Genomic DNA, 16,164 nt, shown 5'->3' on the forward strand with positions numbered 1-16,164 from the left:
CGAGCGATGCCCCTACCCCTGCGCAGCCGCCGGGGGCGTCGCCGCGCGGGTCTCGGCGGTGCCCGGCACCGTGGCGGGGGCCATGAGCTGGCCCAAAATCACGTCGCGCTCGCCGAAGGACTGGACCTCGCCGCCGCGCACGAACAGGATCTTGTCCACATGCCGAAACACGCTCGCCCGGTGCGAGACGATGACCACGGTTACGCCGCGCGCCTTGAGGGCACCCAGCACGTCGAGGAGGGCCGCCTCGCCCTCGGTGTCGAGGTTGGCGTTGGGCTCGTCCAGCACCACGAGGCTGGGGTCGCCGAGCAGTGCCCGGGCGAGGCCGAGGCGCTGGCGCTGGCCGACCGAGAACACCGTGGTACCCTGGGCGCCGAGTTCGCTCTCGTAACCCTTCTCAAGGCGGACGATGAGATCGTGGATGCCGGCGTCCTGGGCGGCGCGGGTCACGGCCTCGTCGGAGACGTCGGTGCGGAACCGGGCGATGTTGTCGCGCACCGTGCCGGTGAACAGCTCCGTGTCCTGGGGCAGGTAGCCGACATGGCGCCCGAAGGCGGCCCGGTCCCAGGCATGGACCTCCATGCCATCGAGGCGGACATGTCCTTCGGTCGGCTTCCAGATGCCGATGAGCATCCGCGTCAGGGTCGACTTGCCGGCCCCCGAGGGCCCGATGATGCCGAGGGCTTCGCCGGGCTGAAGAGTGAACGACATATTCTTCAACAGCGGTTCCTTCGCGTTCGGAAGCGTGAAGGTCAGGTTCTGGACCTCGACCGAGCCAGTCGGGCGCGGCATGACTGTGAAGACAGGGTTGGGTTCATATCCATCGAGAAGGCTCGTGAGGCGCTTGTAGATTTGTCCGGCCTCAACGAGACTCTGCCAAGAGCCGGCGACGCGTTCAAACGGAGCCAAGGCTTTTGAAGAAAGAATCATATTTGCGAATAGAACGCCTGGGCCAATGACTTGCTTAAGGACTAGGAAGGCTCCGAGGGCGAGAACTAAAACCTGAATTAGCATTCGAGTGAACTTGATGAGCTCACCAATTTTACCGGCTAGCTCACTTGCACGAGCTTGCCCTTCGATCATCACCAGTCGATCAACCTGCCAACGCTTGGTCAACGCGGGCAGCATGCCAAGTGCTTTGACGACTTCAGCGTTGCGCAAGGCCATGTCAGTGAACTGATAACCACGAATAGCAGCGCTGTTCACACGGTTCAAAGCCGTGCGCGATACGCGATCCTGTAAAATCGCGAGTCCGAGCAGAATGAGACCGCCGACGAGGCAGAGGAGGCCGACCCAGGGGTCGATGATGAACAGGGCTCCCATGAAGATCGGCAGCCAAGGAAGATCGAAGAACACGGCCATACCACTGCCCGTCAGCGTCTGACGAAACACGTCGAGGTCACGCACGACTTGGCTTTGGCCTGCGTTACTTTTTAATTCTGCGGCGAAGAGAGCTCCAAAGACATGACGGGAAAGCAGGCGATCGAATAGAACACCAAAGTGGATGAGGACGCTTGACCTATAGTGATCAACGATTGCCGAAATCAAGAATGCACCTGTAACACTTGCCGCCATAATCACAAGTGTCGCGATGCTCTGACTGGCAAAAACGCGACCGTACAATTGCACCATATATAGTGGCAGCGACAGATATAGAATATTGATAACAAAACTGAATAGGAATGCATACCCCAGCGGCTTCAGGGATACTCGCAAAGCTTGATCAAGTAAATTGCGTGTTGGTTGTGACATCACAGCTTCCGGGTAGTTCAGTTATGTGCGCCCTGGTGTCAAACTATGTAGACCGCTCGAACAACACGAAATGCGACTTAAAGTGCCAATACGGCTAAATTTAGCATTGATAGTAAGACGCAAATGTAATGGATGAGCAGGATTTAAGTTTACAGGTCTGGGGGAGTAAAAAAAATGGGCAGCTTTCGCTGCCCATCGCTTAGACTATCTATTGGTTGTCGACCTTAGACAACAACAATGTTCGCGGCAATCGTAGCTGCGTCGGTTACACCGGTCAGCTTAATCGCGAGATCACTGTTGGCCTGGAAGCCAGAAACCGTGTCATTGCTGACAACGACGTAGGTGTCGCCGTTGAACACCACCGCCGAGACCGTTCCGGCCGCTGCAGTACCGTTCGCAGCATTGCCCGTCGCGTTGTTGGCAGCAAGATCCAAGGCCTGCTGAAGAGAACCACCGGCCGCGACGTTAGAAACCGTTACGGTCGCGCTACCGGCAACACCGTTGTTGACCTTCAGGATATCGATGCCAACAGCGAAGTCGGTGATCGAGATGCCGTTGCCGGAACCCTGAGCTGAGCCGTTGGCAGTCGTAACGTCTCCGTTGATACCAATCGCGAAGGTATCGCTACCAGCACCACCCGTAACAGACTGGGTACCAGTGGCGGCGGTGAGGCCGTTTCCGGTGTTCAGGATGTTGATCGAGTCGTTACCATTGCCGAGGAAGACAGTGGTGCTGCTCGATGCATTGGCGGTAGCGTTAGCGCCGCTGTTCGCGACGGCAGCACCAGTGGTAAGATTGGCGAGGTTACCAGTGGTGTTAATGACGACCGAATCGTCACCAGCAGCTGCGAAGATGGTCGCGGTGCCCTGACCCGAGAAGTTGATCACATCGGCGTTGTCGTTTGCATCAGCGGCAGCAGTGCCACCATAGATGACAGTCGTACCGGTAGTACCCGTCACGGTGATCGAGTCGGCGTTGGCCGCACCAGCAATATTCTCGTCACCATAAGCAACAACGGTCGCAGCAACGTTAGCAACCTTGATCGCAACAGTATCCGAGCCGATACCGCCGTGGACAGTGATGTTGGCGGTGCTGTCGAGGCCGGCGCCGGCACTGCCAAAGTTACCGAGGGTTACAACGTCATTACCGGCATTGGCGAAGATGTTCACAGTGCCGCCGCCGTTGAAGGCGATCGAGTCAGCGAGATCGGTCGAATCAGCTGCGCCCTGACCGCCGTAAATGGCAGTATTGGCGGAGGTGCCCGTGTTGAAAATGTTGATCGAGTCGGTGCCTTCGCCGCCGTAGATTGCCATCTTAGCGCCAGAGTTGGCCGTGTTGGCGAACAGAATCGAGTCGTTGCCGAGATCGTTCTTGCCGCCGAAGACCGTCACGAAGCTCGTGGAGTCAAAAGCATTGCCGGTGGTGCCAGCAGCGCCTTGGGCAATGGTGTCGGCACCAGCGTTTCCGTAGATAAGGAAGCTACCTTTGCCGCCGACATCCATGGTGTCAGTGCCGTCGTTGGGGTCCGAGCGACCGTTACCACCGAACACGGCGTGGACGCTGTTGGCCGTGAAAGCACCCGTACCGGTCAGGGGCGCGGTCACGTTCTCGACGCTGCCGTTGAAATAAAGGCTGTTCTGACCAACGGTGGTGGTGTTGACCGTCGCGCCCGTGGCGAAGGTGCCGCCAGCCAGCGACACGTTCGGAAGCGTCGTGGCGCTATCGCCGAGAGTGGTGCCGGTGACGGTGAGGGTGGTGCCGTTATTGTACGTGAAAACGACGTTGGAACCGGACTGGGCCTGGCTGGTGAACAGAGCCGGGTTAGCGGTGATGACGACGACGTCGGACTTGGCGGCAGTTACGCTCGCCGAACCGTCGAAGAAGAAATTAGCCATAAAGCTCTCCTGGGGTCTTCTGCAGAAATTCGCTTCGTGACCCGGCTATTCTTGCCAGTGTCGCGACACCTACCGTGGCGGTTCCCCCTCAAGGAAGAAGCCCCGTTCAAGGTCGGTGACTTTTTTCAGGAAACCCGGCGCGGTGCAACCGGATTCTGGCGCATCCGCACAGGCCTCTGAAATCCTTAAATTCGTGTGGTGGAAGTATCACAGGGTTCCGTCAGAACGGGACGTTCAGACCCCAAACAACCCCCTGGAGGGGCTTGTTTTTCCCTAGTAATGAATCTTCCACTCGTCGTAGCGCTCGTCCAGCGCCGCGAGGTCGCCGAATCGGTAGCGGTAGCGGTGCTGGTTGGCGCCGCTCTTCTCGTAGTGCGTGTGGAATTCTACCGTGTTCACGTTCTCCGTATCGCACTGGCACGACGAGAACGGACAGGGGGCGGGGCCGGCACGCAAGGCAAGCTCGGCCGATTCGGCGAGGTTGCCGAGCGAGCCATGGTACTTGCCCATGCCGCAGGGGGTGACGACGCCCATGGGGTCGATGAAGATCGCCCGGTAGCCGGCGTTGCAGGCGCCGGGGCGCTTAGCGTTCAGCAGGTACTCGTAATCGTGCCGCGAGTAGATCATCGCCTTGATCTTTTCGCGCTCGGCCTCAGTGTAGGCCTGCGGGTACCACTTCTCTTTGTGTGGGCCGACGAAGGGCTGGATGAACACATCGACGCCGCGTTCCGTGAGGCGGGCCTTGTGGGCGGCGATCTCATCGAGGGCCTCGGGAAAGGCCACCATGATGACAGCGAAATCGTAGCGGCGGTTGAACTCGGCCGCCTTGTCGAACCAATCCGCGTGGTCCTTGATCTGTTCGGGGTGGAAGCTCGCCACCATGGCGATCTTCGATTCGTCGAAGCCCCGGAACGTCTTCTCGAACTGCGCCACCGACAGGGTGAGGTTGGTGATGAGGTTCAGGGCGTGGAGGTTCGGGCTTTGCGACAGGGTGCGGGCGCCGTCCACCAGATCCTTCGAGACAAAGAACTCGCCGCCCACCCCGATGCGGATATTAACGGCGTAGGGGAGCTTCGCGACGTTGGCCATGACGCGGCGGTAGCGGTCCGGATCCCAGCGCGAGGTCGGCGGCTTCTGGAACGTGGTGCCGTGGCCGGCGACGCAATAGGAGCAGGCGAGGTTGCAGGTGGGATAATCGGTGTAATACCGGATGTTCAGGGGCGGCAGGGCGACGGGCGCCTTTTGGGGCGTCGCTACGGCCGGCGTGGCTTTCGCGGCGGGCTCCTTGCCGGGCGCTTTGGCGAGGAAGCGGGAAAACAGGTGTTGCATCGTCCTCGCGTCCCGTCGGTTCGGGGCTGTGGCTAGCGCCCGCAATGGCCGAGAATGTGGCGGTGCGCTATAGGGCGCGACGATTGCCTCTCAAGAGATGTCCGCGCGTGTCGAAAAAGCCCGTGATCGCCTTCGTGCACCAGAACATCCCGGCGCAGTTCCGCAACCTCGCGCCGGCCATGGCGGCGGCGGGCAACGACGTCTACTTCATCACCGCCGGACAGGGGGAATCGCGGGGCACGAAGCGGGTCCAGTACCAGATCGACGTGAAGGCCGAGCATCCGGTGGTGGCGCAGTTCACCTACGCGCAGCGGGTGACGAAGGCGCTGCTCCACCTCCAGACCGAACTCAAGGTGGTGCCCGACCTCATCATCGGGCATGTCGGCTGGGGCGAACTCATGTACGTCAAGGACCTCTACCCGAAGGTGCCGGTGCTCGGCTATTTCGAGTGGTACCTGCGTGCCCAGCCCCTGGCGGATTTTGCTCCGACGGAGCCCGTGGACCGGGACGCGCCGTTCGTATTCCGGATGAAGAACACCGCCAACATCCATTCGGCAGACCTCTGCGACGCCGGCCTGACGCCGACGCATTTCCAGTACGCGAGCTATCCGACCTCGATCCAGAAGAAGCTCAACGTGATCCACGACGGCATCGACACGGTGTCGATCCGCCGTCCGGCGCGCGGCAAGCTGACCCTGCCGGACGGGCGGGTGCTCACGAGTAACGACGAGGTGGTGACCTATGTCGGGCGCGGGCTCGAGCCCCTGCGGGGCTTTCCCACCGCCATCCGGGCCATCGCCGAACTGTGCAAGACCCGGCCGAAGGCGCATTTCGTGATTATCGGGGCCGACGAGCCGGCCTACGGCAACCCGCTGCCCAACGGCGAGACCCACCGGCAGCACCTGCTCGCCGAGCTGGAGATCGACGCAACCCGCGTCCACTTCCTTGGGCGGGTGCCCTACACCACCTTCCTCGATGTGCTCTATGTTTCTAGCGCGCACATCTATCTGACGTACCCGTACTTCCTCTCCTGGTCGATGCTGGAGGCCATGGCAGCGGAGTGCCTCGTCTTCGGCTCGCGCACGCCCCCGGTGGAGGAGGTGATCGTCGACGGCCATAACGGCCTGCTGGTGGATTTCCACGATGCCCACGCGCTGGCCGAGCGGATCCGCGCCGTGTTGGAGCGCCCGCGCGACTACGACCACATCCGGTTGGAGGCGCGCCGCACGATCCTCGAACGCTACGACCTCCACGGCCATTGCTTGCCGCGCCAGAAGGCACTCATCGCCTCCCTGCTGTAGGATGCCACGATTCCGCCACGGCGCGGACCGACATCGCCCTATCCCGGATTTCAGAGACCCCGCGTCGATGCTGAACCTCTTCAAGCGCGCTGCCCCGCCTTCCCCGCCGCCCGCTCCGGCCCCAGTCGGCTCGCCCTTCTTCAAGTTCGAGGACGAGTTCCTCCAGGAGAAGGCCCGCGCCTACGCCCCCGGGTACAACGGCGCCCACCCGTTCCCGCACGTGGTGATCGACGACTTCCTGCCCCGCGACGTGGCCGAGCGCATCCACGCCGCTTATCCGGGCGTGGATGACCCCGTGTGGTTCGACTGGAAGGCCGGCGACACCGTCAACCAGCCGAAAAAGCTCGGCGTGCGCCACGCCTCGCGAATGGAGGGCGCGCCGCCCCTCATCCACAACATGTGCTACGCCTTCAACGGCTACACCTTTCTGCACTTTCTGGAGACGCTGACGGGCCTCAAGGACCTCATCTCCGATCCGTGCCTCAACGGCGGCGGCATGCATCAGATCCTGCCCGGAGGGAAACTCCGGGTGCACGCCGACTTCAACATGATCGAGCCGTTCGGCCTCTACCGGAAGCTCAACGCGATTCTCTACCTCAACAAGGATTGGGACGAATCCTGGGGCGGCGATCTGCAGCTGTGGAACCGCGATGCCACGAAATGCGAGGCCCGGGTGATGCCGCACTTCAACCGGCTGGCGGTGTTCAGCACTCTCTCGACGTCGCATCACGGCCACCCCGAGCCGCTCGCCTGCCCCGAGGGCCGTACCCGCAAGTCCCTGGCGTTTTTCTATTATTCGAAGCATCCAGAAGAGGGTGACGCCACACCGCGTACGGTGAAGTGGCAGGCGCAAGGGGAGACGACCCCTGTCTGAGGCCTTGCCGCCGCTTAACGGGCGCTATCCGGAGTTTCTCCTTGCCGAGCGTGCCCGTGCTGCCGCGTCCACGGACCTGCGCGAGCGGGCGCGCTACGATGTCGAGGCGCGGCCGTTCTACCTGTTCGGCCTGCTGACGGCGGCCGACGTCGCCCGCTTCTCCGGGATCGATCACGTCGCCGCCATCGAGTTCGGCGTCGCCGAGGGCGCGGGCCTCAGGGCCCTGTCGGATCTCGCCGCCAAGGTCACGGCGCTCACGGGCGTGCGCTTCACGATCTACGGCTTCGACACCGGGGCGGGCCTGCCGCCGCTGGTCGATGTCCGCGACCATCCCGAGATCTGGCAAGCCGGCGATTTCCCGACTCGCGATCCCGAATCGCTGTCCCAACATGCCACCATGGTGTGGGGCGATATCGGCGAGACCCTGCCGGTATTCGTTGAGGCCCTGACGCCCGCGATGCCGGTGGGTTTCGTCAGCATCGACGTCGATATCTATCGCTCCAGCGTCGACTGCCTGCGACTGTTCTCCGATGCGAAGGCCGAGTGCCTGCTCCCCGTGGTGCCGAGCTACTTCGACGACACCATCGGCGGCCCGGCCCGAATCGGCAGCCTGTTCCGCAACCGCTGGTGCGGGCAGCTGCTTGCCATCGACGAGTTCAATGCCCGTGCCGCGGTGCCGCGCAAGATCGACACCCTGCGTACCCTGCGCTACCGGCGTCCCTTCGCGGATGAGCCGTGGCTCGAACAGATGTATGGCCTCCACGTCCTCGATCATCCCCTGCGCCAACCCGGCGCGACGCGCCCGGCGCTCAGCATTGGCGGGCACGCGGCCGAGGACCGGATGACCTGGCCGCTTTAGCGGACTGCGTTGCCCTGTTCGGTGCGGCACTCCAGGAGTAAGCCTACGTGTCGCATCCATTCTCACGACGCCCCGATTGGACGGGATTGTCCGACGCGCTCTTCGGGTTCGGTACTGGTTTCGGCCTCGACCCGGTGCCGCGGGACCGGCTGCGCGACTACATCCGGTCGTTGGCACCGACCGCGCGCCTCGATGCCTCGATCTGGAGCGACTACGCGCAACTCTATGGGGAAAGCCTGTCCGAGCTGGCCGGCGAGGAGGTGGCACGGGCGAATCGTGTGGTGGAGCGCCTTTACGCGACCCCCCTCACCCACGGATTCCTCCAGGGCCACATGGTCCACGACTCCCTGACCACCAATCCGGCCGCCCGTCTCCATGTTGGGCGAATCATCCTGGATCGTCTCGTGCGCCTGTCGGAGGCGGTGGGCGCCGCGCGGGTCCAGAGTCGCGAGCACGGTCAGACGCATTTCGTCATCGAGGATCTCGACGGGCTGTTCGGTGCCATCGAGGAGCGGATCGGAACCGATCTCGTCCCGCCGAGCCAAGCCGGTGAGTTGTTCGGGGTGCGGCTCGCTAAGGGCATCTTCTCGGATCGTCATTTCGACGGGGTCTATGGGGCGTGGCGTGCGCATGCGGTCGCACGGGCTTTCGGGATCCAATCCCCGGCCTTCCTGGAGATCGGTGGCGGGTCAGGGCACCTCGCCTATTACGCCCGGCAATTGGGTTGCACCCGCTTTGCCATCGTCGATCTGCCCCCCGTCCTCGTTCCGCAATACGTTCTGCTCGCAACCGCTTTCGGGGCCGAGGCGGTGGGTTTCGGTTATCGGTCGGAACCCGGTATCGCCCTCGTCAATGCCTACGGTGAAGGGGGTGATCGGTTCACCGACTGGGACGTGGTCATCAACATCGACAGCCTGCCCGAGATGGCGCCGGTCGATGCGGGACGCTACCTTGACCGCATCCGCCCCGGTGGCCTCTTCCTCAGCATCAATCAGGAATCCGCCGTGCAGAACGGCGACCACCGTCAGAACGTCGTGGCCGAGCTTGCCCGCGCGCGCGGCTTTCGCTGCCACGCCCGCATGCCGGCCTGGCTCCGGACGGGTTGGGTCGAAGAGGTGTTCCAGGCGCCCTGAGCCCCAGAGCTGGATGGGAGCTCACACGAGATAGGTTTTGAGCACAACCGGCGTCTATCAGGGCGGCGACGGGGGCGCCTGTTCCACTATCGAGGCGCTCATCCCGATGGGCGAAGAGCTGCTCTCCTGGCTGAGTTGGTCGAAGGCAGGCTCGACGGACGTCACGCCCTGCGATGGCAAAACTCTCACGCCGTGAAGCGTTGCGGCCATGAACGAGGGCAAGCCGTGACGGCCTCGTCGCGAAGGCTCACGTGGAGGCGTGCTTCGGGCCGTTTCATGGGAGGCAGAGGCTGCGAATGGCGCGCAGCCCGCCATCCTTGTGCGTCACGAAGGCGACGGCTGGGAGGTGCTGTACGGGGGAAACGGCGCGACGCACCGATCCCTAAGTCGTGCCCTCAATCCGTGGACGCTGCGCAACGGGCGCCGCCTGCCGCTGAGAATCGCTCCGCGTGACGCTAAGCGTGGGCCGGTCGGGCCAACCTTTGCAGCGCCCCACCCTTGGCAGCGCCGCGGGGAAGTTGGAGGCCCAGTCAGCGTCAGCGCGACCGTTGACGCGGCGCCGCCCGACTCGGCCTGCGATTTCCCCGATCCAGCGGAATTCGATGTCAATCGTTCCGGTCTGGGCGCTCGCCGTTGGAGACTGCAGACCTAGAGCGACCGCGTCTGTGTCCGCTGACGTTTTGACCCGCTCCGCCTGCGGGACACTGGAAATTTGTCTTGGTATTCAAAACCGCGAGGGGGCCCTGCACCTCGATCAGCGCTCTGGCACAAGGAACAAGGCTAAAACAATCCAATCATGTTCAGTGTTTCTTAACCATGCCTCGGCGCGGACGAGAAACACCGACGAATAACCGTGTCGAAGCCCTTGTCGATGCTCCACCCGAGGCGCATCTTGCTCGCATCGGGACACGCAAACCCCGGTGTCAGACCCCGTCCTTGCCTAAAGGCGGACGATTGCCGCGATCGAGCCCTTTGCCGAGGGCGACCGTCGATGCAATTGCCGCTGCATCGACGGTCTGGCCATGCACCCTCTGTTAGGAGCAGAGAGCACGATGGTTACCACCTCTTACGGCGAGGCTTCCTCGCCGCGCAATCGTTCCGCGCGCGTTTTCCCGGTCGCCGGCTCCGTCCGCGATCCCGCCCGCTCCGACAGCGTTGTCCCGCGCCCCCGTGACACCCGCCACATCCTGCTTCGTGCCCTTGCCGGCGGGATGCGTGTCGCCATCGGCGACCTCGTGGGCCTTCTGCCGGATCATCCCCAGCCCCTCTCCGCCGTCCTCGACCTCGTCGATGCGGGCGATGCCGTGATCGACCTCGACAGCGCGTTCGACGCTTCAAGCCGTGTCTGGCTGAGCCCGGCGACGCGGGTCTGATCCACAAGCGCGGGTCTAAAGCGAGCGCCGCTCGGCGTTTCCTCGGCATTGAGCTCCCAAAGACAGGAGCAATGCCGGGTTCGGCCAAGTCCTGCGACGTGCCCTCCCCTTCAAGGCTCTGACCAGCGTGCCACAGCCCAGGGCGCCATCCGGGACCCCGGATTGAGCCGAGCATCGTGCTCGGCCGGTGACGCCCGCGCCGTCGTGACTTTTAGCGCCCGCGATAACGGGGGCCGGCCGCCCGATCCAGAGCCCAAGCTATCCGCGATCCGACCTAGCCCCGAGGCATCCTCCCCGGGGCCCCCAGCCCGCCATCGCCAATCCCATTCCTCGCGCCACCGGTCCTGCCGGGGTGCGCTCGCAGGAGCTCGTCCGCATGATCCGTCACTTCCAAGACACCACGGCGTTCACGCAAGGGGTTGCCCCCGATGCGTCCCGGTACGGCGGGGCCGGGGGGCACGCCCACGGCACGGCGCCGTTGGCCGGGGCGGAGCCCCTCGCCTGCCGTCTCGACTGGCTCATCGGCGCCCTGCCCGTCGAGCGCTTGGAGCTCGACCCCACCCTTCTGCGCGCCGTGCGCCGCCTCGACCCGCGCCGGCGCCTGGTTCTGCGCCGCATCCGCATCGCGCACGGAGCCAGCGTCGATCTCATCGCCCTGCCCTACGGCTTCGAGAATGACCCCGCTCGCCTGGCTGCCCTGCGGAACCTGCGCAGCCGGCGTCAGCGCCTCGGGTTTCCGTTGCGCATCATCCGCGAGGCCGTGGTCGATCGTGAACCGCGTCTCTCCAATGCCCGGCTGATCCACGAATCAGCCGGGTTCCACCCCTCGCGTCCGGCCACCGAGCGCCTGCTGCGCCATCTCTTCATCGCCGGGGGATGCGACAGTCTGCGGTCCTGTCTCGTGCCCCTGCGGGGCGAGGTCGATCCGGCCTGCGCCGTCCTCGCCCTCGTCGGATCGAACCGCCTTGCCGTCGATCTCGACCAGCCCCTCGGACCGGCGAGCCCGGTGCGCCGACTGCCGAACCGCGTGACCCAGGGCTGATTCGAACCAGCCGCTCCACCGCGAATCCTCCGCGACGCGGCCGGTCCCACGCGCCTGCCCCCCTCCCCGATCCCCGTCCCTCCTGAAAAGGCCGCGCCCGATGCCGAAGACGACCGTGCCCTCCCATTCCGACGCGTCCGAAGACGCCGACCAAGATGCTGCCGCCGCCACCCCGTCTCATGCGTCCGAGACCCCGGCGACCGATACCGAATCAGCCGAGCCAGCCCAGGCAGCGGTGGCGCGCGAAACCGACATCGACGACTTCTTTGGTTTCAGCGACGCCGACACGGCGCGTGACGGGTCGGGTCCTTCGGCCCGCGCCAATGGGGGCATGGGTTGCGAGCAGGCTGGCCACCCCTGGCCCGATCCGGCAAATCTCCTGGCCGAACTCGCCCTCGCCCGGGCGCTGGGGCGCCCCGCCCTCAGCCGGTTGCGCCGCGGCCGAAACGAGCTCGTGATCATTCAGGTGCCGAATGCCGGCTGGCTCGCGCCGGTCGGGGCCGTGATCCACCGCGACGTCCAGAACGCCAGCGTCGTGCGGTTGCAGACCGAGCGCCAGCGTGGGCGGGACAACGCGACTGCCGAGGTGAGCTTGAGCCTGTTGCGGGGGCGATTCGTGGCGGCCCTGACCACGAACCTCAATGCCGTCCCGGTCGCCCTCGCCTCGGCCGCCGACCACGTGGTGAGGCTCGCCCTGCCCGATGCAGGCCTCATGACCCGGGCCATTCGGGTCCTCACCCGTCGGCGTTCAGGCTTCCGAATCGCGGCCGCCGACATCGCGGGGCTCGGTCTCGACGATTTCGTGGCGGCGATGCGACCGGGATCGAGCCCCGCCGTGATCGCAGGGCGCCTGCGCCGCGCCACCGCGCGATTGGCCCGGGGGGATGATCGACACGGTGCACCGGATCTCGCGACGCTTGCGGGCTACGGGGCGGCGAAGGATTGGGCGCTCGGCCTCGTCGCGGATTTCGGCCGTTTCCTCGCGAATGAACTCGACGGCAATGAGTTGGAGAGCGCGATTCTGGCCGGCCCACCCGGCACGGGCAAGACCGAATTCGTCCGGGCCGTGGCGCGCGCCGCGCGCGTGCCCCTCATCGAGACGAGCGTCGGCGAATGGATGAACGGGTCGAGCTACCTCGATCAGGTTCTGGCCAAGCAGAACGCCTTCTTCGATTCCGTCCTGGCGAAGGCGCCTTGCGTGGGATTCGTCGACGAGCTCGACGCCCTCCCGGGCCGCGGTCAAGTCACGTCGCGCAACGCTGACTACTGGAATGTTGTGTCGGCAAACCAACTCCTGCGTTGCGCCGAACTGCGTTCCTCCGGCAAGGGCGCGGTCTTGCTCGCCGCCACGAATCACCTCGATCGGATCGACCCGGCCCTTAGGCGTCCGGGTCGGTTCGACCGGATCTTCACCATCGCGCGCCCCGACGCCACGGCCCTCATGGCGATCCTGCGTCAGCATCTCGGGACGGATTTGCCCGGCGCCGATCTCAGCGAGGTTGCCCGTCTCGGCGAGGGCGGCACCGGTGCCGATGCCCTCGGCTGGATCCGCATCGCCCGTCAGGTGGCGCGGCGGGCGGATCGTCCCCTTTGTCTCGACGATCTCCTGCAGGTTGTGCGGCCGATGGACGATCGTCCCGATGAGTTCGTCCGCGCCGTCGCCCTGCATGAAGCGGGGCATTGCATCGCCGCTTTTCGCCTCGGAATCGCGATTGAGCGCGTCTCCGTCGCGCCGCGCGGCGTCGCCGCGGGCTGGACCCAACTCGGAGTGGTCCACGACGTGCCGACGCGGGCCCGCATCGAAGCCGAGGTGATTGAGATCCTCGGGGGACGCGCCGCCGACATCGTGCTCGGATCCGGCCCCCAGGCGGGAGCCAGTCACGATCTGCACATGGCCACCGTCCGGCTCACCGCCTTCCATACCACCCAGGGTCTGGGGGAGGCGCTGATCTACCGGGGCACGCCGGAGGGCGCACCCAATCTCGGGGCCCTGGAGCCCCGCCTCGTTCAGTGCGTCGAGGAGCATCTCCAACGGCTGATGGCCGCAAGCCTCGCGCTGATCACAGCCAACAGCGGGGCGGTGGCCGCCCTCGCTGAAACCCTGGTGCGGCGCCGGGTGATGACCGGCGCGGAGGTGGCCGGCATCGCCGCGGCCCATCCGGGCAGGGGTGACACCCCCATGCGCCCGCGCCGGCCCGCCGCCGGGCAATCAATCCGCTCCGCCTGAGCTCGGCGGGACGACCCGTTCGCCCCCCATCCCTCACGCCGAGCAGTCCTGTCCCCCGGCCTTTGCCGGCCAACCCCTCCGCGCCGTGGACGCCGCGTCCCCGGCATTCGCCCGAGCGCCCGCCCCGGCCCCAACCCCGAAAGGACGTCCATACCATGCGCCACCATTCCGATCTGCAGCTTCTCCTTGCCGTCGATGACGCCGTGCGGCTGGAAGCAGGGCTCGCAGCCTTCGACCGCCTCACCGCCGGGACAGCGCCCGATTCCTACGAGTTCGCCGATGCACCGGTCCTGTCCGACTGGCGCCGCAGCCTCATCCCCATCGTCGAACCGATCCTGATCGGAACCGTCGAGGACCATCCTCGCCTGTCGGGCCGGCGGCGTGTGGCCACTTCCCGCCTCATCGCCCTCGACCCGACCGCCGGCTGGGCCAGAACCATGAGCCGCTGGTACCGCCTCGCCGCCCCAGCCGAGTGATGTTCAGCGCCACCGCCCTCCCCGCGCGAACACCTGGAGCCATCAAACCCGATGCCCGATATTCCTAACTACTCTCGCCGACCCCACCCGCAGCGCCGCAACGCCGGTTCGGACGAGTGCTGCGTCATGGTGTTCGACCTCGAAACCGTCCCAGACCTCGCCGCCCTGACCCGGCTTTACGGCCTCGCCCCAACCGAGACGGCGCAAGCCGAGGCGCGCCTCAACGGCAAGTTTGCTAAGCTGCCGTTCCATCGCATCGTTTGCATCGGCGCCCTCGTGGCGCGCCTGCGGGGCGGGGCCTGGTCCGTCGAGACCCTGGACGCCCCCCATTGCGGCGCGCACGACGAAGCCACCCTCATCGGCGACTTCGCTCGCCGGGTCGAGGCGTTGCGACCCCAACTCGTGACCTACAACGGCAATGCCTTCGACCTGCCGGTGCTTCGGTACCGCGCCCTCGTCAACCGGGTCCAGGCGCCCGGATTGACCGGCCGCCCTTATTTTCATCGCTACGCGGACGCCGCCCTCGACCTCTGCGACGTGCTGTCGAACTTCCAGCCGGGCGGCAAGGTCGGCCTCGATGCCCTGTGCCGAGCCCTCGACCTTCCGGGCAAGCCCGACGGGATCGACGGGTCCCGTGTCTACGAATTCCTGCGGGCGGGACGGATCGCCGAGATCGCCGCGTATTGCCGGGCCGATGTCGCCGCCACCTACCGCCTGTGGCTCGTCCTGCAGCACACCAGCGGCAACCTTGACAGCAAGGCCTATCGCCAGAGTCAGGCCGACCTCGACCGGCACCTCACGGAGGGGATTGTGCCGTCGACGCCGATCGCGATTGCAGCGGCATGAGCGCTCCCTCGCGGCCCCGAACACGCTCCCCGACCCCGCGCCGATCCCGCGTCCTGCCGGCGTCGTCTCCGGTCGCGGAGGGGGAGGCCCGAACCCTTCGGCCCGGGGTCGATCGGTTCGGCCAGGCCTGCGCACCCCCCAAACCCGTCCCGTCCGCGAACCCCCGTGGCTGCCCGCGATCCCCGCAGGGTGACCGGGACCGGTGCCGTGGTCCGCCTCGATGAAGTTCGGGCCCGCGACCTCTTCCCAAGTCCCAAACCTTCTTCAGGAGAACCCGCATGAGCCAAGTTCTGCCATCGATCCTCCACGAGTTCCGCCTCGCGACGCTGATGTCGTGCCCGACCCCGAACACGAGCCTGCGCCTCGTCACCGACCGCCTGTCCGGTCAGCAAGTTCTCGCCGCCGATTGGAGGGATCTCGGCCACGTCTGCGCCTGGCTCAATCGCAATCGGCGCAGCGGCGCCTACCTCCTGGTCGGTCACCAGAACGGCCGACGTCGGGTGCGGGTCGGCGAGGGAGTGAAGCTCTGGCGCCGCCTGCCGGACCACCGGGCGGATGCCAGTCTCGGTTTCGTGGACGAGATCTACCTTCTCGTCTCGTCGGGCTACAACAAGAGCGCGACGGTCTACCTCCAGGAGCAACTCTCGGAGATCGTCGCGGGTGACGCCGAGATCGACTGGCACAAGGGCTGCAAGCACTTGCAGGATTTTCCCTTGAGCGACGCGGATCGTAAGATGCTCGATCTTGCCTTGCTCCTCGGCCTGAACCTGCTGAATGCCGCGGGCTTGCGCCTCATGCGGCCGGAGCAGAGCCGTCTCGCCGGACAGGTGCTCGCCATCCTGACCCAGGGGGGCGTCGGCTCGGTCCGGGTCTGATACCCGATCCGTCGCGTTCGGTGGGACGCGGGCGCTCGGCCGGGAATGCTCCGGCCGGGTGCTGGCGCCCCCCAGTTCGCGCGGCTCCCCAGTCTTGCGCGTAAGGCTGTCCACTTGCGAGACGGGCTGCGCCGCCCTCATGCGGCGCAGCCGCGTATCCGGGTCGGCCGCTAGGTCCGGCG

The 16,164-nt window shown here is 65.5% G+C and carries 14 protein-coding genes; 11 read left to right on the forward strand and 3 right to left on the reverse strand.

All coding sequences use genetic code 11. The features are described from left to right. Positions 1-12 precede the first annotated feature (12 nt). The 3 genes from MFF01_RS11890 to MFF01_RS11900 form a co-directional block, all read right to left on the reverse strand. On the reverse strand, positions 13-1,752 hold the full coding sequence (locus MFF01_RS11890) for a type I secretion system permease/ATPase (protein WP_238225581.1): 1,740 nt from the start codon (positions 1,750-1,752) through the stop codon (positions 13-15). 224 nt (positions 1,753-1,976) lie between these two features. Next, the gene (locus MFF01_RS11895) at positions 1,977-3,647 is read right to left on the reverse strand and encodes a beta strand repeat-containing protein (protein WP_238225583.1); all 1,671 of its coding nucleotides are present in this window, start codon (positions 3,645-3,647) and stop codon (positions 1,977-1,979) included. Positions 3,648-3,920: 273 nt separating this feature from the next. Beyond that, on the reverse strand, positions 3,921-4,976 hold the full coding sequence (locus tag MFF01_RS11900; RefSeq protein WP_238225585.1) for a radical SAM protein: 1,056 nt from the start codon (positions 4,974-4,976) through the stop codon (positions 3,921-3,923). 107 nt (positions 4,977-5,083) lie between these two features. On the opposite strand from MFF01_RS11900, the gene MFF01_RS11905 reads away from it, so the two are divergent. The 11 genes from MFF01_RS11905 (at position 5,084) to MFF01_RS11955 (ending at position 15,982) form a co-directional block, all read left to right on the forward strand. Continuing rightward, the gene (locus tag MFF01_RS11905) at positions 5,084-6,277 is read left to right on the forward strand and encodes a glycosyltransferase (RefSeq protein WP_238225587.1); all 1,194 of its coding nucleotides are present in this window, start codon (positions 5,084-5,086) and stop codon (positions 6,275-6,277) included. A 67-nt stretch (positions 6,278-6,344) separates the two neighbouring features. Beyond that, complete coding sequence (locus MFF01_RS11910; RefSeq protein WP_238225589.1) at positions 6,345-7,151, forward strand: 2OG-Fe(II) oxygenase; 807 nt, start codon at positions 6,345-6,347, stop codon at positions 7,149-7,151. Positions 7,152-7,155: 4 nt separating this feature from the next. Next, positions 7,156-8,010: a hypothetical protein gene (locus MFF01_RS11915; protein WP_238225592.1), complete on the forward strand. Its 855-nt coding sequence runs from the start codon at positions 7,156-7,158 to the stop codon at positions 8,008-8,010. A gap of 86 nt (positions 8,011-8,096) precedes the next feature. Beyond that, a complete protein-coding gene (locus tag MFF01_RS11920; RefSeq protein ID WP_238225594.1) occupies positions 8,097-9,143 on the forward strand; it encodes a class I SAM-dependent methyltransferase in 1,047 nt (348 codons plus the stop codon). 37 nt (positions 9,144-9,180) lie between these two features. Beyond that, entirely contained in the window at positions 9,181-9,339 is a 159-nt protein-coding gene (locus tag MFF01_RS11925; protein ID WP_238225597.1) for a hypothetical protein, read from the forward strand. 856 nt (positions 9,340-10,195) lie between these two features. Next, positions 10,196-10,516: a hypothetical protein gene (locus MFF01_RS11930; protein ID WP_238225599.1), complete on the forward strand. Its 321-nt coding sequence runs from the start codon at positions 10,196-10,198 to the stop codon at positions 10,514-10,516. 376 nt (positions 10,517-10,892) lie between these two features. Next, entirely contained in the window at positions 10,893-11,558 is a 666-nt protein-coding gene (locus MFF01_RS11935; RefSeq protein ID WP_238225601.1) for a hypothetical protein, read from the forward strand. A gap of 100 nt (positions 11,559-11,658) precedes the next feature. Next, a complete protein-coding gene (locus MFF01_RS11940) occupies positions 11,659-13,785 on the forward strand; it encodes an AAA family ATPase (RefSeq protein WP_238225603.1) in 2,127 nt (708 codons plus the stop codon). Positions 13,786-13,940: 155 nt separating this feature from the next. Further along, a complete protein-coding gene (locus tag MFF01_RS11945) occupies positions 13,941-14,261 on the forward strand; it encodes a DUF6634 family protein (protein ID WP_238225604.1) in 321 nt (106 codons plus the stop codon). 51 nt (positions 14,262-14,312) lie between these two features. Next, a complete protein-coding gene (locus MFF01_RS11950) occupies positions 14,313-15,107 on the forward strand; it encodes a 3'-5' exonuclease (RefSeq protein WP_238225606.1) in 795 nt (264 codons plus the stop codon). Between the two features lie 278 nt (positions 15,108-15,385). After that, entirely contained in the window at positions 15,386-15,982 is a 597-nt protein-coding gene (locus MFF01_RS11955; protein WP_238225608.1) for a GIY-YIG nuclease family protein, read from the forward strand. Positions 15,983-16,164: the final 182 nt, after the last annotated feature.

Origin of the sequence: Methylobacterium adhaesivum (genome assembly GCF_022179065.1) — a bacterium.
Classification (GTDB): domain Bacteria; phylum Pseudomonadota; class Alphaproteobacteria; order Rhizobiales; family Beijerinckiaceae; genus Methylobacterium; species Methylobacterium adhaesivum.

Coding starts and splice junctions, on each gene's coding strand:
- MFF01_RS11935 (WP_238225601.1), top strand. CDS start 10,893: ATGATCCGTCACTTCCAAGACACCACGGCGTTCACGCAAGGGGTTGCC.
- MFF01_RS11945 (WP_238225604.1), top strand. CDS start 13,941: ATGCGCCACCATTCCGATCTGCAGCTTCTCCTTGCCGTCGATGACGCC.
- MFF01_RS11900 (WP_238225585.1), bottom strand. CDS start 4,976: ATGCAACACCTGTTTTCCCGCTTCCTCGCCAAAGCGCCCGGCAAGGAG.
- MFF01_RS11910 (WP_238225589.1), top strand. CDS start 6,345: ATGCTGAACCTCTTCAAGCGCGCTGCCCCGCCTTCCCCGCCGCCCGCT.
- MFF01_RS11930 (WP_238225599.1), top strand. CDS start 10,196: ATGGTTACCACCTCTTACGGCGAGGCTTCCTCGCCGCGCAATCGTTCC.
- MFF01_RS11955 (WP_238225608.1), top strand. CDS start 15,386: ATGAGCCAAGTTCTGCCATCGATCCTCCACGAGTTCCGCCTCGCGACG.
- MFF01_RS11940 (WP_238225603.1), top strand. CDS start 11,659: ATGCCGAAGACGACCGTGCCCTCCCATTCCGACGCGTCCGAAGACGCC.
- MFF01_RS11895 (WP_238225583.1), bottom strand. CDS start 3,647: ATGGCTAATTTCTTCTTCGACGGTTCGGCGAGCGTAACTGCCGCCAAG.
- MFF01_RS11950 (WP_238225606.1), top strand. CDS start 14,313: ATGCCCGATATTCCTAACTACTCTCGCCGACCCCACCCGCAGCGCCGC.
- MFF01_RS11890 (WP_238225581.1), bottom strand. CDS start 1,752: ATGTCACAACCAACACGCAATTTACTTGATCAAGCTTTGCGAGTATCC.